Source organism: Actinomadura darangshiensis (assembly GCF_004349235.1).
Taxonomy (GTDB): Bacteria; Actinomycetota; Actinomycetes; order Streptosporangiales; family Streptosporangiaceae; genus Spirillospora; species Spirillospora darangshiensis.
In genome coordinates this window covers 1-20,085 of sequence record NZ_SMKY01000161.1, presented here as the reverse complement: position 1 = coordinate 20,085, position 20,085 = coordinate 1, and the positions used below count along the sequence as shown (strand labels likewise).

At 71.4% G+C, this 20,085-nt stretch carries 20 protein-coding genes; 6 read left to right on the top strand and 14 right to left on the bottom strand.

The features are described 5' to 3' along the window. The 5 genes from E1293_RS28975 to E1293_RS28955 form a co-directional block, all read right to left on the bottom strand. Window positions 1–373 (bottom strand): hypothetical protein (locus E1293_RS28975; protein WP_132200661.1); only part of this gene is annotated, 373 nt, incomplete at its 3' end. Between the two features lie 120 nt (window positions 374–493). Beyond that, window positions 494–1,630 (bottom strand): NAD(P)H-dependent flavin oxidoreductase, encoded by a 1,137-nt coding sequence (locus E1293_RS28970; RefSeq protein ID WP_132200660.1) that lies wholly within the window; start codon window positions 1,628–1,630, stop codon window positions 494–496. Between the two features lie 34 nt (window positions 1,631–1,664). After that, a complete protein-coding gene (locus tag E1293_RS28965) occupies window positions 1,665–2,036 on the bottom strand; it encodes a Zn-ribbon domain-containing OB-fold protein (RefSeq protein WP_132200659.1) in 372 nt (123 codons plus the stop codon). Between the two features lie 2 nt (window positions 2,037–2,038). Continuing rightward, entirely contained in the window at window positions 2,039–3,205 is a 1,167-nt protein-coding gene (locus tag E1293_RS28960) for a thiolase family protein (protein WP_243716672.1), read from the bottom strand. A gap of 74 nt (window positions 3,206–3,279) precedes the next feature. Continuing rightward, window positions 3,280–4,233: a GlxA family transcriptional regulator gene (locus E1293_RS28955; RefSeq protein ID WP_132200658.1), complete on the bottom strand. Its 954-nt coding sequence runs from the start codon at window positions 4,231–4,233 to the stop codon at window positions 3,280–3,282. Between the two features lie 95 nt (window positions 4,234–4,328). Here E1293_RS28955 and E1293_RS28950 point away from each other — a divergent pair, with 95 nt between their 5' ends. Then, window positions 4,329–4,982: an HD domain-containing protein gene (locus tag E1293_RS28950; RefSeq protein WP_132200657.1), complete on the top strand. Its 654-nt coding sequence runs from the start codon at window positions 4,329–4,331 to the stop codon at window positions 4,980–4,982. An 81-nt stretch (window positions 4,983–5,063) separates the two neighbouring features. Here E1293_RS28950 and ehuA read toward each other — a convergent pair whose 3' ends face one another. From ehuA to pip, 9 genes are all read right to left on the bottom strand, one after another. Beyond that, entirely contained in the window at window positions 5,064–6,002 is a 939-nt protein-coding gene (gene ehuA, locus E1293_RS28945; RefSeq protein WP_132200656.1) for an ectoine/hydroxyectoine ABC transporter ATP-binding protein EhuA, read from the bottom strand. Then, window positions 5,989–6,642: an ectoine/hydroxyectoine ABC transporter permease subunit EhuD gene (gene ehuD / locus E1293_RS28940; protein WP_207939150.1), complete on the bottom strand. Its 654-nt coding sequence runs from the start codon at window positions 6,640–6,642 to the stop codon at window positions 5,989–5,991. The genes ehuA and ehuD overlap by 14 nt, the downstream gene beginning before the upstream one ends. Then, window positions 6,642–7,358, bottom strand: a complete 717-nt coding sequence (gene ehuC, locus E1293_RS28935; protein ID WP_132200654.1) for an ectoine/hydroxyectoine ABC transporter permease subunit EhuC — start codon at window positions 7,356–7,358, stop codon at window positions 6,642–6,644. The genes ehuD and ehuC overlap by 1 nt, the downstream gene beginning before the upstream one ends. A gap of 3 nt (window positions 7,359–7,361) precedes the next feature. After that, window positions 7,362–8,255: an ectoine/hydroxyectoine ABC transporter substrate-binding protein EhuB gene (gene ehuB, locus E1293_RS28930; RefSeq protein WP_132200653.1), complete on the bottom strand. Its 894-nt coding sequence runs from the start codon at window positions 8,253–8,255 to the stop codon at window positions 7,362–7,364. A gap of 102 nt (window positions 8,256–8,357) precedes the next feature. After that, entirely contained in the window at window positions 8,358–9,266 is a 909-nt protein-coding gene (gene thpD, locus E1293_RS28925) for an ectoine hydroxylase (RefSeq protein ID WP_132200652.1), read from the bottom strand. Next, window positions 9,263–9,658, bottom strand: a complete 396-nt coding sequence (locus E1293_RS28920) for an ectoine synthase (RefSeq protein WP_132200651.1) — start codon at window positions 9,656–9,658, stop codon at window positions 9,263–9,265. The genes thpD and E1293_RS28920 overlap by 4 nt, the downstream gene beginning before the upstream one ends. Window positions 9,659–9,692: 34 nt before the next feature. Next, a complete protein-coding gene (gene ectB / locus E1293_RS28915) occupies window positions 9,693–10,955 on the bottom strand; it encodes a diaminobutyrate--2-oxoglutarate transaminase (protein WP_132200650.1) in 1,263 nt (420 codons plus the stop codon). Window positions 10,956–11,007: 52 nt separating this feature from the next. Beyond that, window positions 11,008–11,556 carry a diaminobutyrate acetyltransferase gene (ectA, locus tag E1293_RS28910; RefSeq protein WP_132200649.1) on the bottom strand — a complete coding sequence of 183 codons (549 nt, stop codon included), beginning with the start codon at window positions 11,554–11,556 and terminating at the stop codon, window positions 11,008–11,010. Window positions 11,557–12,182: 626 nt separating this feature from the next. Next, window positions 12,183–13,151, bottom strand: coding sequence for a prolyl aminopeptidase (pip, locus tag E1293_RS28905; protein WP_132200648.1), 969 nt, complete (start codon window positions 13,149–13,151; stop codon window positions 12,183–12,185). A 329-nt stretch (window positions 13,152–13,480) separates the two neighbouring features. Between pip and E1293_RS28900 the strand changes: the two genes are divergently transcribed. From E1293_RS28900 to E1293_RS28880, 5 genes are all read left to right on the top strand, one after another. Next, window positions 13,481–15,220, top strand: coding sequence for a hypothetical protein (locus E1293_RS28900; protein WP_132200647.1), 1,740 nt, complete (start codon window positions 13,481–13,483; stop codon window positions 15,218–15,220). Window positions 15,221–15,588: 368 nt separating this feature from the next. Continuing rightward, complete coding sequence (locus E1293_RS28895; RefSeq protein ID WP_132200646.1) at window positions 15,589–17,283, top strand: CTP synthase; 1,695 nt, start codon at window positions 15,589–15,591, stop codon at window positions 17,281–17,283. Next, the gene (locus E1293_RS28890) at window positions 17,280–17,921 is read left to right on the top strand and encodes an NUDIX domain-containing protein (RefSeq protein WP_132200645.1); all 642 of its coding nucleotides are present in this window, start codon (window positions 17,280–17,282) and stop codon (window positions 17,919–17,921) included. Before E1293_RS28895 ends, E1293_RS28890 begins: the two co-directional genes overlap by 4 nt. A gap of 150 nt (window positions 17,922–18,071) precedes the next feature. Continuing rightward, window positions 18,072–18,974: a site-specific tyrosine recombinase XerD gene (locus E1293_RS28885; protein ID WP_243716670.1), complete on the top strand. Its 903-nt coding sequence runs from the start codon at window positions 18,072–18,074 to the stop codon at window positions 18,972–18,974. Window positions 18,975–19,095: 121 nt separating this feature from the next. Further along, on the top strand, window positions 19,096–20,034 hold the full coding sequence (locus E1293_RS28880) for a ParA family protein (protein ID WP_424923690.1): 939 nt from the start codon (window positions 19,096–19,098) through the stop codon (window positions 20,032–20,034). Window positions 20,035–20,085 lie beyond the last annotated feature (51 nt).

Sequence of the window (20,085 nt, the reverse complement as noted above, 5' to 3'; positions counted from 1 at the left end):
GGGCGCCGTCCGTGCCGGTCTCGCCGGCGGCGGTCTCGATCGTCCGGATCAGGTCGGAGCGGGGGAAGCGGAGCCGTCCGAACTGGGACTTGGTGTGGCTCCACGTCAGCGGCTGGGACATCGTGTCGACGAGTGCGATCGCGGCCGGCTCGCCGCCGGTGCCGGCGAGGTCGGGGCTGATCGATGACAGGCCCATCTCGCCCGCCAGGCGCTTCAGCTCCTCCAGGTGCTCGCCCGGGTCGTCCTGGTCGCCGGCCGGTTCCAGGACGATCACCGGGTACGGGCGGGAGTCGAGCCGCCACGGCAGCCGGGTCATCCAGTCGAAGAGCGCGAAGAGCCCGCGCCCGGACTCGGCGGGTCGGGGGTTGCCCACGGGCGGCCTTCCCTGGGGGCGGGGAACCGGATCTTGCTGGGAAGGGTAGGCCCGCGGACGGTGCGACGCCATGGCGTGACGGCCGAATCACCCCGTGGCGCCGCGTCCGATTTCGGCCGTTCAGTCCGCGCCGGTGATGGTGTTGAGGCGCTCCACGGCGGTGGCGAAGTCGTCGACCATGTCGTAGACGACCTGGCGGGCGGGCTTCACGCTGTTCATGAGGCCGACGCACTGGCCGACGAAGTAGTTGGCGAGGGCGCGGGCGCCCGGGTTGCCGGACTCGGCCACCTTGGTGATCTGCCGCATCGCGCCCTCGGCGACGATCATCTGCAGCGGCATGCCGAGCGGGCCGGGGCTCGCGGGGCCCTCCCACTCCTGCGTCCAGGCGGAGCGGAGCTGGCGGGCGGGCTTGCCGGTGCGCGACCGCGACCGGATCGTGTCGCGGGACGTGGCGGCGAGCATCTTGTCCTTCACCGCCGGGGACGTCTCCGCCTCCTCGGTGGTGAGCCACACCGAGCCGCACCAGACGCCGGACGCGCCGAGCGCGAGCGCGGCGGCCATCTGGCGTCCGGTGGCGATGCCGCCCGCGGCGAGGACGGGCACCGGCGCGACCGTGTCGACGACCTCGGGCACGAGGACCATCGTGGAGATCTCGCCGGTGTGGCCGCCCGCCTCGCCGCCCTGCGCGATGATCAGGTCGACGTCCGCGGCGACCTGCCGGCGGGCGTGCTCGGGCGTCCCGACGAGCGCGGCGACGGGGATCCCGGCCGCCTTGGCCTTCTCGGTCATGAGCGGGGGAGGGGTGCCGAGGGCGCTGGCGATGAGGCCGATCGGGTGGGCGAGGGACACGTCGATCAGCTCGGTCGCGCCCTCCTTGGTGACCTGCGCGCCGCCGCGCGCGTTGGACCGCTTGGCGCTCTCGAAGTCGGGCAGCGGGACGTCGTACTTGGCGAACAGGCCGGTGAGGAACGTCCAGTGCTCGTCGGGGACGGCGGCGAGCATGGCGTCGAGGCCGCCGCCGCCCTCCGCCGACTTGTCGATCTTGCCGGGGACCAGGACGTCGACGCCGTAGGGGCGGCCGTTCACCTGGCCGTCGATCCAGCGCAGTTCCTCTTCGAGCCGGTCGGGGGTGTACGCGACGGCCCCGAGGACGCCGAAGCCGCCGGCGCCCGTGACGGCGGCGACGACGTCGCGGCAGTGGCTGAAGGCGAACAGCGGGAACTCGATGCCGAACCGTGCGCAGACCTCGGTGTTCATGCCGTGCACGCTAACGGACCGAATCGCGTTCGGTCTAGGGGCGGAACAGGACGTACGACTCGCCCTCGTCCGGGTGCTCGAACGCCGCGCGCAGCGGCAGCCCCTCGCGCAGGTCCGCGCGGGACGCACCGTCCAGGCGGGCGTGCAGCCACGGGCCCTCGGCCAGCTCGACCAGCGCCAGGAAGGCGGGCGGCTCCTTGGGCAGGATCGTCCAGGTCACCAGGGTCGCGGCGCCGCTCGCCTCGGCCCAGGCGAGGTCCTCCTCCCCGCAGCCGGGGCAGCCGGACGCGTCCGGCGCGAACCACCGGTCGCACGCCTCGCAGCGCCGGATGACCAGCCGGTCGGCCGCGGTGCCGTCGAAGAACGGGTCGGTGCGGCCGTCCCGCCGCAGAACGCCGATGTCCATGGCTAGGCCCCCTTCGCGTGCGGGCTGACGATCAGCGTCGCGTGGTGGTCGAGGATCCCGCCGTTCCCGCTGACGAGGATCACGTCGTTGGACGGCGCCTGCCGCTCCCCGCCGTCCCCGCGCGCCTGGATCACGGCCTCCGACAGCGGCGTCATGCCCCACATGTAGTACCCCGACAACTGCCCGCCGCCGGTGTTGGTCGGCAGTGCCCCGCCCGGCCCGAGCGCCCCGGACGCGGCGAACGCGCCGCCCTCGCCCTTGCCGCAGAACCCGTAGTCCTCCAATGTCACCAGGACGGTGTAGGTGTAGCAGTCGTACAGCTCGCAGACGTCCACGTCCGACACGGTGACCCCGGCCATCTTCATCGCCGTCGCGCCGGACGCGGCCGCCCCGGTCGTCAGGCCGAAGTCGCTGCCGCGCTCCTTGCGGTGCCCGGGGTGCCCCTGCCCCCAGCCCAGCAGGTGGACGGGCGGGCGGGCCAGGTCGCGGGCGCGGTCGTCGCTCGTCACGATGACGGCGACGGCGCCGTTGGAGACCAGGCAGCAGTCCAGCAGATGCAGCGGCTCGGACACCCAGCGGGAGTCCTGGTGGTCCTCGACCGTGATCGGCTCCCGCATCTGCGCGAGCGGGTTGCCCGCCGCCCAGGCGCGGGTCGACACGGCGATCGCGCCGAGCTGCTCGCTCGTCGTCCCGTACCGGGCCATGTGCCGCTGGGCGGTCAGCGCGTAGAACGAGTTGACGCTGCGCAGGCCGAGCGCGGCCGTCATCCCGCCGAACCCGTACCATTCGCGGGCGTCCCGGTTGTAGGCCGAGCCCGCCGACTGCTTCGGCTTCAGCGGCGCGTCCGCGAAGACGCACGCGACCGTCGTCGCCGACCCGTTCAGCACCGACATCGCCGCGTACGACACCATCGCTCCGGCCGTGGCGCCGTAGGAGTTGATCAGCGACAGCAGCCGCAGGTCGCGCAGCCCGAGCGTGTCCGCCAGCTCGATGCCGGGGGAGCCGCCCATGCCATGGCTGACCAGCAGGCCGTCCAGGTCGCCGAGCTCCAGCCCCGCGTCGGCCGCGGCCAGCCGTACCGCGTCGGCGGCGAGCCGCCGCGGGCTCCGCCCGTACACCCTGCCGAGCTCGGTCATCCCGAGCCCCACGATCGAAGTGCCCGTCGTCAAGACTCCGCCTCGCTCTCCTCGTCCGTAAGCGCCACGGTACAGAATGACGTTCGGTAGGGCACCGGCCGGGGTGATCAGCGGGCCCGGAACGCGCTCCGGTAGGCCAGCGGGGACGCGCCGACGCGCCGGGCGAAATGGGCCCGCAGCGTCACCGGCGAGCCGAACCCGGCCTCCGCCGCGACCCGCTCGACCGGCAGGTCCGTGCTCTCCAGGAGCTGCTGCGCCCGGTGCACGCGGGCGCGCGACAGCCACCGCTGCGGTGTCGTCCCCGCCTGCTCGCGGAACCGCCGCGTCAGCGTCCGCACGCTGACGGACGCGTGCCGCGCGATGTCGTCCAGCGTCAGCGGGCGGTGCAGGTTCGCCTCCAGCCAGGCCAGCGTCGGCTGGAGGGCGGCCTCCCCGTCCGGCGGGTCCTCGTGCCGGATGAACTGGGCCTGGCCGCCGTCCCGCTGCGGCGGCATGATGATCCGCCGTGCGGTCCGCGCGGCCGTCGCGGAGCCGTGGTCGCGGCGGACCATGTGCAGGCACAGGTCGATGCCCGCGGCCACGCCGGCGGACGTGAGGACCTGGCCGCCGTCGACGTACAGCACCGACGGGTCGAGGTCGACCTCGGGGAACCGCCGGGCCATCGCGCCCGCGTACCGCCAGTGCGTGGTGGCCTGGCGGCCGTCCAGCAGCCCGGCGGCGGCGAGGACGAACGCGCCGACGCAGATCGACGCGATCCGGGTCCCGCGGGACGCCGCGCCGCGCAGTGCGTCCAGGACCTCGGCCGGCGGCTCGGACCGGACGTCCTCGTGGCCCGGCACGACGATCGTGTCGGCCGCGGCCAGCGCGTCCAGCCCGAACGGCGCCTGCATCCGCATCCGGCCGACCATGGCGGACGTCTCCACCCCGCCCGGCGCCGCGCACACGCGCGTCTCGTACAGCGGGACGCCCTCCGGCGTCGTCGTCACGCCGAACACCTGGCCGGGGACGGCCAGGTCGAACGCGACCACACCGTCCAGCGCCAGGACCGCGACCACATGCATGGCCAGAACGTAGCGCACATCGGCAGTCCGGACACTGTCCGCCTCCGGCCCCCGCATCGGACGATCAGAACCGACCCACTGAGCGAGGAGCCTTGATGACCGACCCCTTCGCCGCGTTCTCCATCCCCGACACCGACCTGACCCGCAAGGCCTGCGACCTGGTGTTCGCCACGGGAACGGCGGCGCTCGCCCACCACAGCGTCCGCACCTACCTGTTCGGCCGCGCGCTGGGCGAGGCCCGGGGCCTGCGACCGGGCCTGAGCTACGACGACGAGGTGCTGTTCCTGGGGAGCGTCCTGCACGACCTCGGCCTGACCGAGCAGGGCAACGGCCGCCAGCGCTTCGAGGTGGACGGCGCCGACCTCGCCGCCCAGTTCGTGAGCGAGAACGGCCTGGACGACGAGCGGACCCGCATCGTCTGGGAGGCGATCGCCCTGCACACCAGCCGCGGCATCGCGCACCGGATGCGCCCCGAGATCGCCCTCACCCACGCCGGAACCAGCATCGACATGACCGGCCTGGGCGCCGACGCCTTCCCCGAGGGCCTCGCCGAACGCGCCCACACCGCGTTCCCCCGCCTGGAGGAGGGCTGCGGCCTCACCAAGCTGATCCTCGACCAGATAGCGGCGAACCCCGCCAAGGCCCCGATGGGCACCCTCCCCGCCGAAATAGCCCGCCAGCACGGCGTAGGCCCGCCAGCCCCGAGCTGGGCCGCCCTGACCGCCGCCGCCTGGCCCACGACACGTTGAAAACGAGAGTCGCCCGCGTCCCCGGGGCGACGGGGGCGCGGGCGACGCGCGGGACACGGGGTCCCTGTTCAGGGGTCCTGGTCAGGAGGCCAGGACGGCCTGCAGGAAGTCCCGGGTGCGCTGCTCGGAAGGCTCACCGAAGATCTGGTCCGGCGGGCCCTCCTCGACGATCTGGCCCTGGTCGAACATCAGGACCCGGTTGGAGATGTCCTTGGCGAAGGTCATCTCGTGGGTGACGCACAGCATCGTCAGGTCGCTCTGCCTGGCGATGTCGCGCAGGAGGTCCTGGACGCCGACGACGAGCTCGGGGTCCAGGGCGGAGGTGACCTCGTCCAGCAGCAGGACGCGCGGCTGCATGGCCAGCGACCGGGCGATCGCCACCCGCTGCTGCTGGCCGCCCGACAGCTGCGTCGGGTGCGCGTTCTCCTTGTCGGCCAGGCCGACAAGGTCGAGCAGCCCCTTGGCGCGCTCGACGGCCTCGTCCTTCGGCACCCCCAGCACGCGCACCGGCCCCTCGGTGAGGTTGCGCAGCACGTTCATGTTGGGGAACAGGTTGAACTGCTGGAACACCATGCCGACCTGCTTGCGCATCTCGTGCAGGTGCTTCTGGTTCGCCGGGACGCGCTTGCCGCCGCGGTCCATGTGCCACAGCGTCTCGTCGCCGATCCAGATGAGGCCCTCGTCGAGGGTCTCCAGGGTCATCAGCAGCCGCAGGATGGTGGTCTTGCCCGACCCGCTCGGCCCGATGAGCGTCACGCGCTCGCCGGGCGCCACGGTGAAGTCGAGCTCGCGGAGCACGACGTTCGAGCCGAAGCGCTTGACCACCTTCTCGAAGCGGATGCCGGGCGCCTCACCGTGCGGCAGCTCCGCGGCCGGCTCGTCCTCGGGCGTGCCGCCCTTCTGCGTGGAGACGCCCTTCTCGGTGGCGACGTCCTTCCCGGCGGCGGCGTCCGCGGGCGTGGCGCCGCCCTCGGAGTCCTTGGGCGCCGGGTTTTCCGGTGTGGTGTCAGTTGGTGGCATAACGCCTCTCCAGGCGGCGGACGAGTATCGAGGATATGACGCTGACCACGACGAACAACAGGCCGACGATCGTGATCGGCTCCAGGAACTGCAGGGACTTGGACCCCACCTGGTACGCGGTGAACAGCAGCTCCGCGACGTTGATCGCCAGCAGCATCGGCGAGTCCTTGAACATCGCGATCAGGTAGTTGCCGAGCGTCGGGATCACCCGCCGGATCGCCTGCGGCAGGATCACGTCCAGCCACACCCGCGACCGAGGCAGGTTCAGCGCGGTGCACGCCTCCCACTGCCCCTTCGGGACGTCGGCGATCCCGGCCCGGTACACCTCGGCCGTGTAGGTCGAGTAGTGGATTCCGAGCGTGATGATGCCCGCGGTGAGCGAGCCGATGGTGATGCCCCACGCGGGCAGGACGAAGAACACGAAGTACAGCTGCGGGATCAGTGGCGTGGACCGGATGAACTCGGTGATCCACCGGATCACCTGGTTGAAGGCCCGGCTCGGGGTGCGGCGCAGCAGCGTCCACACCAGCCCGAGGATCAGCGCGATCACATAGCCGACCAGCGTCGCGATGACCGTGTAGCGCAACCCGTCCAGCAGGTCGGGGAGAATGTCGCCGGAGTACTGCCAGTCCCAGTTCATCAGCTGCTCACCCCCGCCCCGGGCGCGCCGGCCGCGATCGTCCCGAGGGACGGTTCACTGGGCAGCCTGCGACCCAGCATGCGGTCCACGCGCCGCTCGGCGTAGCGGACGAACAGCTGCAGAATCTGCGCGACGATGAAGTACAGGACGAGGACGACCGAGAACGCCGCGACGGTCTCGCCGGTGCTGCCCTGGATGTTCTTCGAGACGCGGGTCAGGTCGACCAGCCCGACCAGGGACACGATGGCCGTACCCTTCATCAGCTCGATGACCAGATTGCCGAACGGGGGCAGCATCAGCGCGAGCGCCTGCGGCAGCAGGACGCGCCGCATCCGCTGGTACGGCGTGAAGTTGAGCGCCACCGTCGCCTCGAACTGCGCCTTCGGGACGGCGTTGATCGAGCCGCGGACCACCTCGGCGCCGTAGGCGCCGACGTTCAGGCCGAGGGCCAGCACGGCCGCGAACGTCGTACTGAAGCGGAGGCCGATGAGGGGCAGCGCGTAGAAGAACCAGAACAGCAGCACCAGCGTGGCGTTGCCGCGGAAGAACTCCACGTACACCCGGTTCAGGACTCGCACCCCCGGGAAGCGGGACGTGCCCGCCATCCCGAAGATCAGGGCGAGCACCAGCGCCAGCGCGCCGCCGAGGAGGGTGAGCCTGACCGTGACCCACGCCCCGTCCAGCCACTGGGGATAGCTGTCGAGGACATCGGACACGGGTCAGCCCTGGCAGAACTTGGCGGCGGTGTCGTCCGCGGCGGGCATCTCCGCCTGGGTGAAGCCGAACGGCTGGAGGATCGGCAGCAGCTTCTTGGACTGCTTCAGCTTGTCGAGCTCGCCGTTCCAGGCGGTCACCAGGTCGTTGTCGGCCTTGCGGAACGCGAACGCGCCGGCGCCGAACTGCTCCTTGCCGTCGATGACCGGGGTGAACGGGTCGGTCACCTCGAAGCCCTCGCCCTTGTGCTTGGTCAGCAGGTCGGCCAGCGAGATGCGGGTCAGCCAGATGCAGTCGATGCGCCCCGCCTTCAGGCCCTCGAAGGCGCTCGCCTGGTCGGCGAACGTCTTGATGTCGCCCTTCTTGACCCCGGTCTTCTCGGCGTAGCCGGCCTCGACCGCGCCGGTGAGCACGCCGACCTTGACGCCCTTCTTGCCCGGGTCCTCGGCGGCCTTCAGGCCCTTCGGGTTGCCCTCCTTGACCATGAAGGCGCTCTTGGCGACGTACTCGGGGTTGGCGAACGCGGCCGAGGCGCACCGCTCCGGCGTGATGAACATGCCGGCGGCGATCGCGTCGAACCGCTTGGCGTTGAGCCCGGCGATCAGGCCGCCGAAGTCGACCTGGACGCCCTTGATGTCGTTGATGCCGAGGTTCTTGAAGATGGCGCGGGCGAGCTCGGGGGCCTCGCCCGTGAGCTTCCCGGACTTGTCGGTGTAGCCGTAGGGCGCCTCGTTGGCGAACCCGACCGTGATGGTGCCCGCGCTCTTGGCCTTCTCCAGCGTGCCGCCGCCCGCTTTCTCCTTCTCCGGATCCGTCGTGGAGCAGCCCGCCGCGGCCAGCGGAACCGCGGCGGACAGCAGCACGGCGGTGCGGAGGAAGTCGCGTCTCGAAGAAGTCATCGTTGAACTCCTGGATGGGTGCGCTCCGCGCCCGCGGGGAGCCTGGACGGCCCCCGCGGGCGCGGAGCTGGTGGGTCGGGGTTATCGAATTGTTGTGTTCATTCAGCCCCCCACGGGGGTGAAGTCGCGGGCGCCGATGAACGTGGGACGGGGCGCGGGCGCCGAGAACGGCTCGGTGCACGTGTTCTCCACGCTGTTGAACACGATGAACACGTTAGAGCGCGGGAACGGGGTGATGTTCCCGTTCGAGCCGTGCATGCAGTTGCAGTCGAACATGGTGGCCGAGCCCGCCGGCCCCGTGAACAGCTCGATCCCGTGTTTGTCGGCCAGGATCGACAGGCTGCCCGGGTCAGGCGTACCGATCTCCTGTCCGCGCAGGGACTCCTTGTAGTGGTCGTCCGGGGTCTCCCCGACACAGGCCACGAAGGTCTTGTGCGAGCCAGGCATGATCATTAGCCCGCCATTGTGCACGAAATTCTCCGTGAGCGCGATGGATATGCTCACCGCGCGCATCCGGGGCATGCCGTCCTCCGCGTGCCAGGTCTCGAAGTCCGAGTGCCAGTAGAAGTCCTTGCCAGTGAACCCTGGCTTGTAGTTCACCCGGCTCTGGTGGACGTAAACCTCCGAGCCGAGGATCTGCCGGGCCCGGCCGACCACGCGGGGGTCGCGGACGAGCGACCCGAACACCTCGCTGATCTTGTGCACCTCGAAGATGGACCGCACCTCGTGCGAGCCGCGCTCGGTGACCGTCCGCTCGTCGGCCAGCACCTGCGGGTCGGCCGACAGCCGGCGCAGCTCGGCACGGTAGTCCTCGACCTCCTCCGGCGCGAGCAGCTGGTCGACCGACAGGAAGCCGTTGGCCTCGAAGGAGTCCAGGGTCGCCTCGTCGACCGGCCCGTCCTGCGGATCGCCGTGCACCACCGGGTCCTGCCGGTACAGCAGCGCGACCTCGGAGGCCTTGCGGGTCGGATAGGCGTCGTCGATGGTCGGATGCGACTCGATGATGCTCATGCGTCCTCCTCGGTCAGCAGCGGATAGACCCCGTTCTCGTCGTGGACCTCCTGGCCGGTGCAGGGCGGGTTGAAGACGCAGACGGTCCGCACGTCCGTGTCGGCGCGCAGGGTGTGGTGCTCGTGGCCGTCGAGCAGGTACATCACGCCAGGCTCGACCTTGTGCTTCTCGCCCGTCTCGTCGTTGGTGAGCTCGCCCCGCCCCTCGACGCAGTAGACGGCCTCGATGTGGTTGGCGTACCACATCTTCGTCTCGGTCCCCGCGTACAGGATCGTCTCGTGCAGCGAGAAACCGACGCCCTCCTTGGCCAGCACGAAGCGGCGGCTGCACCAGGTCGGCGCCTGCACGTCGCGCTCCGTGCCGATGATCTCCCCAAGGGAACGAACGATCATGAAATCTCCTTCTTCGGTGTTTCCGGGGGGCGGCTCAGACGGTGACCTTCTGGCGGACGGCCTCCACCGAGTCCGCGATGATCTGCAGCCCCTGGCCGAGTTCGGCCTCGGTGGTGGTGAGCGGCGGGAGCAGCTTGACGACCTCGCCCTCCGGGCCGGACGTCTCCATCAGCAGCCCGCGGGCGAACGCCTCGCCGCACACCTTCGACGCCATCTCGGGGTCGTTCATCACCAGGCCCCAGGCCAGGCCCCGGCCGCGCACGGAGTCGATCGCGCCGGCGTGCGCGAGCGCGATCTCGTCGAGCGCGGCGTGGACCTGCTGGCCCTTGGCCAGGGTCTGCTTCTCGAAGTCGTCGCCGGTCCAGTAGTCCTCCAGGGCGGCGACGGCGGTGACGAACGCGGGGTTGAAGCCGCGGAAGGTGCCGTTGTGCTCTCCCGGGTCCCACACGTCGAGGTCGCGCTTCATCAGCGTGATCGCGAACGGCAGCCCGTAGCCGCTGAGGGACTTGGACAGGCAGACGATGTCCGGGGTGATCCCGGCCTCTTCGAAGCTGAAGAACGGCCCGGTGCGCCCGCAGCCCATCTGCACGTCGTCGACGATGAGGAGGATGTCGTGCCGGTGGCACAGGTCCTGCAGTCCGCGCAGCCACTCGGCGGTCGCGACGTTGATGCCGCCCTCGCCCTGCACGGTCTCCACGATCACGGCGGCGGGCTTGTCCAGGCCGCTGCCGCTGTCGTCCAGCATCGTGTCGAACAGCAGGAAGTCGGGCGTCCGGCCGTCCAGGTAGTTGTCGTAGGGCATCGCGACGCCGTGCCCGAGCGGTACTCCGGCGCCGGTCCGCTTCATCGAGTTGCCGGTGACGGCGAGCGCGCCGAGCGTCATGCCGTGGAAGGCGTTGGTGAAGCTGACGACCGTCTCGCGGCCGGTGTACTTGCGCGCGAGTTTCAGCGCGGCCTCGACGGAGTTGTTCCCCGCGGGGCCGGGGAACTGCACCTTGTAGTCGAGGCCGCGCGGCTCCAGGACGTACTCGTTGAACCGTTCCAGGAAGTCGCGTTTCGCCGCGGTGTACATGTCGAGGCTGTGCACGATCGCATCGCTCGCGAGATAGTCCAGCAGCCGGCGTTTCAGCTGCGGGTTGTTGTGCCCGTAGTTCAGCGTTCCGGCGCCGGCGAAGAAATCGAGGTAGGTCTTACCGTTCTCGTCGGTCATGTGGCTGCCCTGCGCGGTGGTGAACACCGTGGGCCAGCCTCGGCAGTAGCCGCGGACTTCCGATTCCAGGCGGGCGAAAACGTCCATGTCTGCCTCCAGGCAGGTTGCGGTGGGGAGCGGGTGGGGGCGTGGCTTCGGGTCAGTTCGCGCCGGCGATCGGGCCGATCCTGAAGAGCACCTCGGGCTCGTGTCCCCCCTCGGGGAAGTGCTCCGCGCCGAACAGCGGGCTGCGGACGAGCTCGCATCCGCGGCTCCGGGCGAACGATTCGAACATCGCGGTGGAAGCGGAGTTGTCCGGGGTCACCGTCGCCTCCATGTACCGGTGCCCGCGGGGCGCGAGCCGGTCGGCGAGGTGGTCGAGCATGCGGCGGGCGAGGCCCTGGCCGCGATGGTCGTGGTCGACGGCGACCTGCCACACGAAGAACGTGTCCGGACGGGCCGGGCGGACGTAGCCGGTGATGAAACCGCACGGCTCGGCGCCGTCGCGCGCCACCACCGAGGAGTCCGGGAAATCACGGCACCAGAGCGTGTAGCTGTAGGGCGAGTTGACGTCCAGGACGCGTGAGTCGCGGGCGAGCCGCCAGATTCCGGGGCCGTCGGTGAGGCTCGGCTCCTGGAGTTGCACGTCCGCGTTCGTCTCGTTCGCATCGGGGCGTCGGGTCGGTGATTCCAGGGGTTGCGCTGCCATGTCCAGGCAACTTACCGAATCTCGCACCGTGATCGCAGATGAATGTTATCCGCGTGATGTTTAGCCGCCCATGGCGGTGGGTATGGTTAAAGGCTTTACCGATTTGGGTGCAATTCCGGCGCGACTCGCGCGGGCGCCGGCGGGCCATTCCGGGTGATACGCAGGAGGTACTGCCGGATGCGCCGCGGAAACGTCCGGGACGTTTCCTGAATGTCACCTTAATGTTTCGCCGCCGGGCCCGGAGGGCTTTTTGGTATCGGTTGTGTGAGGTAAGTCACTCGGATTCGCTGTCAACGGCGGCGGTGCGGCGGGCGTCACGTCCCATCGCGCGAGGTCGTCCGCCCGCGAGCGTGCTGGGACGGGTGTGGGGCAAGGCGTTGGCACGGGCCACCGGGGTCCTGTCCGCTGTCCTTCAAGGGCCAGATGCCCTAACGGCGGGGTAAGAAACAGGTTGCGGACAGGTAAGAAATCGTGGGTTTCGGGCCGTATCCGAGCCGACCGGGGCCGGGCACCAAAGCCCCACCCCGGCCGGATTCCGGGCCTACGACCGGTCGTATTGGCGTGCGGCCGAAACCAGAGGCCCGCCCGGTGGTCCCGGCCGCCGGTCTCGGCCGGGACCGAACAAATTAGGCTTTTCCGGCGAAACGGTCGGTCGCCTCGATCAGCCGGTGCAGGATTCCCGGTTCGCTGTAGGCGTGGCCCGCGTCGTCGACGATGTGGAAGTCCGCCTCGGGCCATGCCCGGTGCAGATCCCACGCCGTGGCGACCGGCGTGCACACGTCGTAGCGGCCCTGCACGATCACCGCCGGGATGTGGCGGATCTTGTCCACGTCCCGGATCAGCTGGTCCTCCTCGAACCACCCGTCGTTGACGAAGTAGTGGTTCTCGATCCGGGCGAACGCCACCGCGTAGTCCGGCTCACCGAACCCGCCCGCCAGCTCCCGGTCCGGCCGCAGCGTGATCGTCGAGCCCTCCCACGTCGCCCACGCCTTCGCCGCCTCCTCCCGCACCTCCCGGTCGGGGGAGTCGAGCCGCTCGCGGAACGCCGACATGAGGTCCTCGCGCTCGTCCTCCGGGATCGGCTCGACGTACTTCTCCCACAGGTCGGGGTACAGCAGCGACGCCCCCTCCTGGTAGAACCAGTACAGCTCGAACGGCCGCAGCGTGAAGATGCCGCGCAGCACCAGCTCGGTCACCCGGTCCGGATGCGTCTGCGCGTACGCCAGCGACAGCGCGCTGCCCCAGCTCCCGCCGAACACCAGCCACCGCTCGATGCCCAGGTGCTCGCGGAGCCGCTCCATGTCGGCGACCAGGTGCCAGGTGGTGTTCGCCTCCAGCGACACCTCCGGGTCCTTCGCGTGCGGCAGGCTCCGCCCGCAGTTTCGCTGGTCGAACAGGACGATCCGGTACGCCTCCGGGTCGAACTGGCCGCGGTGCGCCGGGCTGCACCCGCCGCCCGGCCCGCCGTGCAGCATGACCGCCGGCTTGCCGTCCGGATTCCCGCAGACCTCCCAGTAGATACGGTTTCCATCGCCGACGTCGAGCAGCCCGGAGTCGTACGGCTCGATCGGCGGATACAGGGTGCGAAGCTCCATGAGGCGCGATTGTCCCACCCGTCCCGGTCCCCTCGCCGGATGTGACCCGTGGCACCGTCGCGGCGGGCCGCGCGGGCCCCGAACAGGGGTCCTGCGTGCGCGAACGCCCCCCGCGAGTCAAGAAAGTAAACCCCAAACTGGGCAAACGCTCCGCTGGTCGGGACTAGAGTGCCTCTAGTGAGCGAAGCGAGGAGCCACAGGGCCGGCTGCGGAGCGAACGAGATGTGCACAACGACCCCCGCGAACGCGGCCGCGCGCCGCCGGGCGAGGAGACACGTGAGCGAAGTGACGAGCCGTCGGGCGCGGGACGCCGGGAGGCGAGGAGACCGGTGAGCGAGCTGAACGGATCGGGCGGTCCCCGCGGAGTCCCGGACGCGGCGACCCCCTGGGCGGCCATGGGCCGCGACCCGGGTACGCCGCCGGCACTGCCGGCCGCCCAGCAGCCGATCCAGATGTCCAAGCCCGGACAGCCGGCCCAGCACGGGCAGCCGGGCCAACCCGGCCAGCACGGGCAGCCCCCGCAGCACGGCCTGCCCGGCGGGCCCGCCCAGCACGGGCCGCACGGCCAGACGGGGGAGATCGTGCGCCCGGAGATCGAGCAGCCCGAGGCCCAGCCCTGGGACATCGTCGAACGGCTCCGCCAGATGGCCGACCTCATCGGCGACGCGCTCGCCGCGGGCGAGCGCAAGGTCAACGAGGCGCAGACCGAGACGGCCTCGCAGGTCGCGGTCGTCCAGCAGGAGAGGGAGTCCGCGCAGCGCGACGCGGCCGCCGCCTGGGGCGAGGTGCAGCGTGCCCGCGGCCAGGCCGAGCAGGCCGACCGCCGCGCCGTCGAGGCCGAGCGCCGCGTCGCCGACTCCCAGAACGAGACCGCCTCGCAGGTCGCGGTCGTCCAGCAGGAGAAGGAGTCCGCGCAGCGCGACGCGGCCGCCGCCTGGGGCGAGGTGCAGCGCGCCCGCGGCCAGGCCGAGCAGGCCGACCGCCGCGCCGTGGACGCCGAGCGCCAGGCCGCCGAGGTCCAGAACGAGGCGGTCACGCAGATCGCCGCGCTCCAGACCGAGAAGGAGAACGCGCAGCGCGACGCGGCCGCCGCCTGGAACCAGGCGCAGCAGGGACGCGTCCAGGCCGACCAGATCCGCGCCCAGGCCGACCAGGCGCGAGCGCAGCTGGAGCAGGTGCAGGCCCAGGTCGAGCAGGCCGAACGCCGTGTCGGCGAGGCCGAGGCCACCGTCCGGCAGGCGATCCAGCAGCGCGACGCCATGAGCGAGGCCCGCGACGACGCCCTGCGCGCCGTCGAGGACGCCGTCGGCGGGCGCCGCTCCGCCGAGTCCGAGCGCGACCGCGTCGCCGAGCAGGCCGCGGAGCTGTCCCGCGCGCTGGAGACCGCGCACGCCGAGCTGTCCCAGTTGCGCGCCAAGGTCACCGACGCCGAGATGGCCGCGCAGAACCTGCAGCACGCCATCGTCGCCGCAGGCAAGGAGAGCGACGAGTCCCGGCGCCGCGCCGAGGTCGCCGAACGCCGCGCCCAGGAGAACGAGCGCCGCGCGCAGGAGGCCGAACGCCGCGCCCAGGACGCCGAGCGCCGCATCCAGGACGCGGCCGGACGCGCCGACGCCGCCGAGGCCGAGCGCCAGCAGGCCCTCGACACCGCCGCGCAGTCCCTCGAAGCGGCCAAGAAGACCGAGCGGGAGAGCGAGGCCAACGCCAAGGCCCGCGAGGCCGCCGAGCGGACCCGCGAGGGCGCCGTCCAGGCCCAGGCCCGCGCCGAGTCCGAGCTCACGCTCGCCCGCGGCCGCGCCGACCAGGCCGGCCGCGAGCGCGACAAGACGGTCGCCGCGATGCGGCAACTCGCCGCCGAGCGCGACGCCGTCGCCGAGAAGCTCGCCGAGCGCGACCAGTGGGTCGACCAGCTCGCCCAGGCCGTCACCGAGCAGCGCGCCCAGATCGCCGAACTCTCCCAGGAGCGCGACGCCGCCCGCCAGGCGGCCGACCAGGCCCGCTCCCTGATCGACGAACTGACCCGGCAACTCCGCACGATCATGCCCACGGCCGCCACGCCCCGTCTATAGGGGGGACGACCCCCCTCGCCCCCCGTCACGGGCGGAAGACCATTCCCGATCCGCTCCGCGTCTCGGGAACGGCCTCCCGCCCGGCGGGTCGGGCGACCTCCGGGCGCTGGGGCGCCCTCCGGCCGCCCGACCCGTGACCGCTGGCCGAGGTCCGCACCAAGACTGAGGTCCAGTCCAAGAGGGTGTTGATCGTCCTCGTCCACGAGAGTGTGAAACGGGCTCGTCCAAGACGGGTTGAATCGTCCTCGTCCGGGAGGGTTTGAATCGTCCTTGGGTGGGGGCGGTCCCGGGGGTGAGCAGGGCTGTTATTCTGGTGCTCCGTGGATAGTGCGGTATTTCCGCCTCGCAGCGACCACGGGAGCGACTTCTTGCCATCGGCAGCCAGTGGTAGGTCACGTCCTACCAAGCATCTCTTCGTCACCGGCGGTGTCGCCTCCAGCCTCGGCAAGGGACTGACGGCGTCCAGCCTCGGGCGGCTTCTCGCCCTCCGCGGCCTCCGGGTCACCATGCAGAAGCTCGACCCCTACCTCAACGTCGACCCCGGGACGATGAACCCGTTCCAGCACGGGGAGGTCTTCGTCACCGACGACGGCGCCGAGACCGACCTGGACATCGGCCACTACGAGCGGTTCCTGGACACCGAGCTGCACGGGTCGGCGAACGTCACCACCGGGCAGGTCTACTCGAACGTGATCGCCAAGGAGCGGCGCGGGGAGTACCTCGGCGACACCGTCCAGGTGATCCCGCACATCACCAACGAGATCAAGGACCGGATCCGCGGGATGGCGGACGACGGCGACGTCGACATCGTCATCACCGAGGTGGGCGGCACGGTCGGCGACATCGAGTCGCTGCCGTTCCTGGAGTCGGTCCGCCAGATCCGGCACGAGATCGGCCGGGAGAACTGCTTCTTCCTGCACGTGTCGCTGCTGCCCTACATCGGCCCGTCGGGGGAGCTGAAGACCAAGCCGACCCAGCACTCGGTGGCGGCGCTGCGCTCCATCGGCATCCAGCCCGACGCGATCGTGTGCCGCTCCGACCGGCCGATCACCGACGGGCTCAAGCACAAGATCAGCCTGATGTGCGACGTGGACCGCGAGGCCGTCGTGTCGGCCGTGGACGCGGCGTCCATCTACGACATCCCGAAGGTGCTGCACTCCGAGGGCCTGGACGCCTACGTGGTGCGCAGGCTCGACCTGCCGTTCCGCGACGTCGACTGGGGCGCGTGGGACGAACTGCTCCGCCGCGTCCACAAGCCCGCCCGCGAGGTCACGATCGCGATGGTCGGCAAGTACATCGACCTGCCCGACGCGTACCTGTCGGTCACCGAGGCGCTGCGGCACGGCGGGTTCGGCAACGACGCCAAGGTGCACATCCGGTGGGTCAAGAGCGACGACTGCGAGACGCCCGAGGGCGCCAAGCGGGAGCTCGACCGCGCCGACGGCGTGCTCATCCCCGGCGGGTTCGGGGTCCGCGGCATCGAGGGCAAGCTCGGCGCCGTCCGGCATGCCCGGGAGAACCAGGTCCCGCTGCTCGGCATCTGCCTCGGCCTGCAGTGCATGGTCATCGAGGCGGCGCGGACGCTCGGCGGGCTCGCCGACGCCGGCAGCGCCGAGTTCGACGCCACCACCGCGCACCCCGTCGTCGCGACGATGGCCGACCAGCTCGACGTCGTCGCGGGGGAGCGCGACATGGGCGGGACGATGCGGCTCGGCCTCTACCCGGCCGACCTGGCCGAGGGGTCGGTCGTGCGGGAGCTGTACGGGGAGGCGAAGGTGTCCGAGCGGCACCGGCACCGCTACGAGGTCAACAACTCCTACCGCGACCGGCTGGAGCAGGCCGGGCTGCGGTTCTCGGGCCTGTCGCCGGACGGGCGCCTCGTCGAGTACGTCGAGCTGCCCCGCGAGCGGCACCCGTTCTTCGTCGGCACGCAGGCGCACCCGGAGTTCCGGTCCCGCCCGACGCGCCCGCACCCGCTGTTCACCGGCCTCGTCGCCGCCGCGCTCGACTACGCCGAGACGCGCGGGGGAGAGGGCGAGCACGGCGCCGTGACCGCGTCATGAGCGAGTCGTTCGGCCCGGACGACGTCCGCGACCGTCCCGAGCGCTGGACGGTCGCGGACTCCGCCGCCCCCTTCCAGGGGCACGTGTTCGGCGTGCGCAGCGACCGGGTCGAGATGCCGCGCGGCGCCGGCACCGAGATCGTCGGCCGCGACGTCATCGAGCACATCGGCTCCGTCGGCGTCATCGCCGTCGACGACGATGACCGGGTGCTCCTGCTGCGGCAGTACCGGCACCCGGTGTCGCGGCTGCTGTGGGAGGCGCCCGCGGGATTGCGGGACGTGGACGGCGAACCCCTGCACAAGCTCGCCGAGCGGGAGCTGCTGGAGGAGGCCGGGTACCGCGCCGAACGCTGGGACACCCTCCTCGACGTGTTCCCATCGCCAGGCATGACCGACGAACGCGTCCGCATCTTCCTGGCGCGGGGCCTCACCGAAGTGCCCGCCGACCAGATCGACTTCGAGCGCGTCCACGAGGAAGCCGACATGCCGGTCGTGTGGGTGCCGCTGGACGAGGCGGTCCGCAAGGTGTTCGCCGGCGAGCTGCACAACATGATGGCCTGCATCGGGGTCCTGGCGGTGCGCGCGGCCCGCGACTCCGGGTTCGCGCACCTGCGTCCCGTCGACGCGCCGGAGGACTGACCCGGCGGAGTCCCCGCCCGGCCGCCGGAGGGGGCATGATGGGCGGGTCCCCGGAGCCCACGGCCGGAACGAGGTGCCGCACTGTCCCCGAGCCCGTCCCCCCGGAGCGCGGCGCCCGGCACCGTCCAGGGCTCCGCGCTCGACTCGGCCGTGCGCACCTACCTCGGGCACCTGGCCGTCGAGCGGGGCCTCGCCGCCAACACGCTCAGCTCCTACCGCCGCGACCTGCGCCGGTACGCGTCGGTGCAGGACGGGCGGGGCCGCACGGCGATCGGCGAGATCACCGAGGACGACGTCCGCGCGTTCCTGGTGGGCCTGCGCGAGGGCGACGCCGACCATCCGCCGCTGTCGGCGGGCTCGGCGGCCCGCGCGCTCGTCGCCGTCCGGGGGCTGCACCGGTTCGCGCTGCGCGAGGGGCTCGCCGCCGCCGACCCCGCGCACGACGTCAAGCCGCCGACGCCGCCGCGCCGGCTGCCGAAGGCCATCTCCCTCGCCGACGTCGAGCGGCTGCTCGCCGCGGCGGCCGGGCCGGCCGGCACCGCCCGCGGGCTGCGCGACCGCGCCCTGCTGGAACTCCTCTACGGCTCGGGTGCGCGCATCTCCGAGGCCGTCGGCCTGGACGTCGACGACCTCGACCTGCGGGACGGCTTCGCGCGTGTCGCCGGGAAGGGCGGCAAGGCCCGGGTCGTGCCGATCGGCGACTACGCGCGCGAGGCCGTCGACGCCTACCTGGTGCGGGCCCGTCCCGAGCTCGCCGGAGCCGGGCGGGGCGGCCCCGCGCTGTTCCTGAACGCGCGCGGCGGGCGGCTGTCGCGGCAGGGCGCCTGGATGGTGCTGCGCGCCGCGGCCGACCGGGCGCAGCTGTCGGAGGTGTCCCCGCACACGCTGCGGCACTCGTTCGCCACGCACCTGCTGGACGGGGGAGCCGACGTCCGCGTCGTGCAGGAACTGCTCGGGCACGCCTCCGTCACGACCACGCAGGTGTACACGCTCGTCACCGTCCAGTTGCTGCGCGAGGTGTACGCGACCTCGCATCCGCGCGCCCGGACCTGACCGCCGGGACATGCGAGGATGGACGAATCGGGCCGTCAGGCCCGGTGACAAATCGCGACGTTCGGCGCGCGTCGGCTTGAGCGAGCGGATGGACGGGCCTAGAGTCCCGGTTCTGGATGGCATTTCCTGGCCGCCGGGGAGGGATCGAGTGACCAGCACTGACGGTGCGGGAGGAGTCCTCTCCTCCGCCACTATTGAAACCGATCCGAGCCGGGCCCACGGGCCTACCGGACGACCCGTGCCGGTGTTCCCGGAGCCGGAGCAGCCGGCCGAGCCCGGTCCCGCACGGATCGTGGCCGTCTGCAACCAGAAGGGCGGCGTCGGCAAGACCACCACGACGATCAACCTGGGCGCCGCGCTCGCCGAGTACGGCCGCCGCGTCCTGCTCGTGGACTTCGACCCGCAGGGAGCGCTGTCGGTCGGCCTCGGCAAGGGCGACCCGCGCCAGCTCGACTTGACGGTCCACAACATGCTGCTCGAACGCGACACCGAGTGGGAGGACATCGTCATCGAGACCGGCGTCGACGGGATGGAGTTGCTGCCCAGCAACATCGACCTGTCCGGCGCCGAGGTCCAGCTCGTCCACGAGGTCGGCCGCGAGTACATCCTGCAGGGCGCGCTGAAGTCGGCCGTCGACCACTACGACTACATCCTCATCGACTGCCAGCCGTCGCTCGGGCTGCTCACCATCAACGCGCTGGCCGCGAGCGAGGGCGTGCTGATCCCGCTGGAGTGCGAGTACTTCGCGATGCGCGGTGTCGCGCTGCTGATGGAGACCATCGAGAAGGTGCAGGGCCGGATCAACCCGGACCTGGTCATCGACGGGGTCCTCGGCACCATGTACGACTCCCGGACGCTGCACACCCGCGAGGTCCTCGGGCGCATCGTGGAGGCTTTCGGCGACAAGGTGTTCCACACCGTGATCAACCGCACGGTGCGGTTCCCCGACGCGACCGTCGCCGGGGAGCCGATCACGTTCTTCGACTCGGGCTCGATGGGCGCGAACGCCTACCGCAGCCTGGCCAGAGAGGTCGTCATCAGATGGGACGGCGCCGCGTGAGCCCGTCCGGCGCCGCCTGACCCCCGACGGAGCGCACACATGGGTCACCCC

Excerpts from the sequence above, each read along its gene's own strand:
- E1293_RS28970 (WP_132200660.1), bottom strand. The coding sequence starts at position 1,630 with ATGAACACCGAGGTCTGCGCACGGTTCGGCATCGAGTTCCCGCTGTTC.
- E1293_RS28965 (WP_132200659.1), bottom strand. The coding sequence starts at position 2,036 with ATGGACATCGGCGTTCTGCGGCGGGACGGCCGCACCGACCCGTTCTTC.
- E1293_RS28955 (WP_132200658.1), bottom strand. The coding sequence starts at position 4,233 with ATGCATGTGGTCGCGGTCCTGGCGCTGGACGGTGTGGTCGCGTTCGAC.
- E1293_RS28950 (WP_132200657.1), top strand. The coding sequence starts at position 4,329 with ATGACCGACCCCTTCGCCGCGTTCTCCATCCCCGACACCGACCTGACC.
- ehuA (WP_132200656.1), bottom strand. The coding sequence starts at position 6,002 with ATGCCACCAACTGACACCACACCGGAAAACCCGGCGCCCAAGGACTCC.
- ehuD (WP_207939150.1), bottom strand. The coding sequence starts at position 6,642 with ATGAACTGGGACTGGCAGTACTCCGGCGACATTCTCCCCGACCTGCTG.
- ehuB (WP_132200653.1), bottom strand. The coding sequence starts at position 8,255 with ATGACTTCTTCGAGACGCGACTTCCTCCGCACCGCCGTGCTGCTGTCC.
- thpD (WP_132200652.1), bottom strand. The coding sequence starts at position 9,266 with ATGAGCATCATCGAGTCGCATCCGACCATCGACGACGCCTATCCGACC.
- E1293_RS28920 (WP_132200651.1), bottom strand. The coding sequence starts at position 9,658 with ATGATCGTTCGTTCCCTTGGGGAGATCATCGGCACGGAGCGCGACGTG.
- ectB (WP_132200650.1), bottom strand. The coding sequence starts at position 10,955 with ATGGACGTTTTCGCCCGCCTGGAATCGGAAGTCCGCGGCTACTGCCGA.
- ectA (WP_132200649.1), bottom strand. The coding sequence starts at position 11,556 with ATGGCAGCGCAACCCCTGGAATCACCGACCCGACGCCCCGATGCGAAC.
- pip (WP_132200648.1), bottom strand. The coding sequence starts at position 13,151 with ATGGAGCTTCGCACCCTGTATCCGCCGATCGAGCCGTACGACTCCGGG.
- E1293_RS28890 (WP_132200645.1), top strand. The coding sequence starts at position 17,280 with ATGAGCGAGTCGTTCGGCCCGGACGACGTCCGCGACCGTCCCGAGCGC.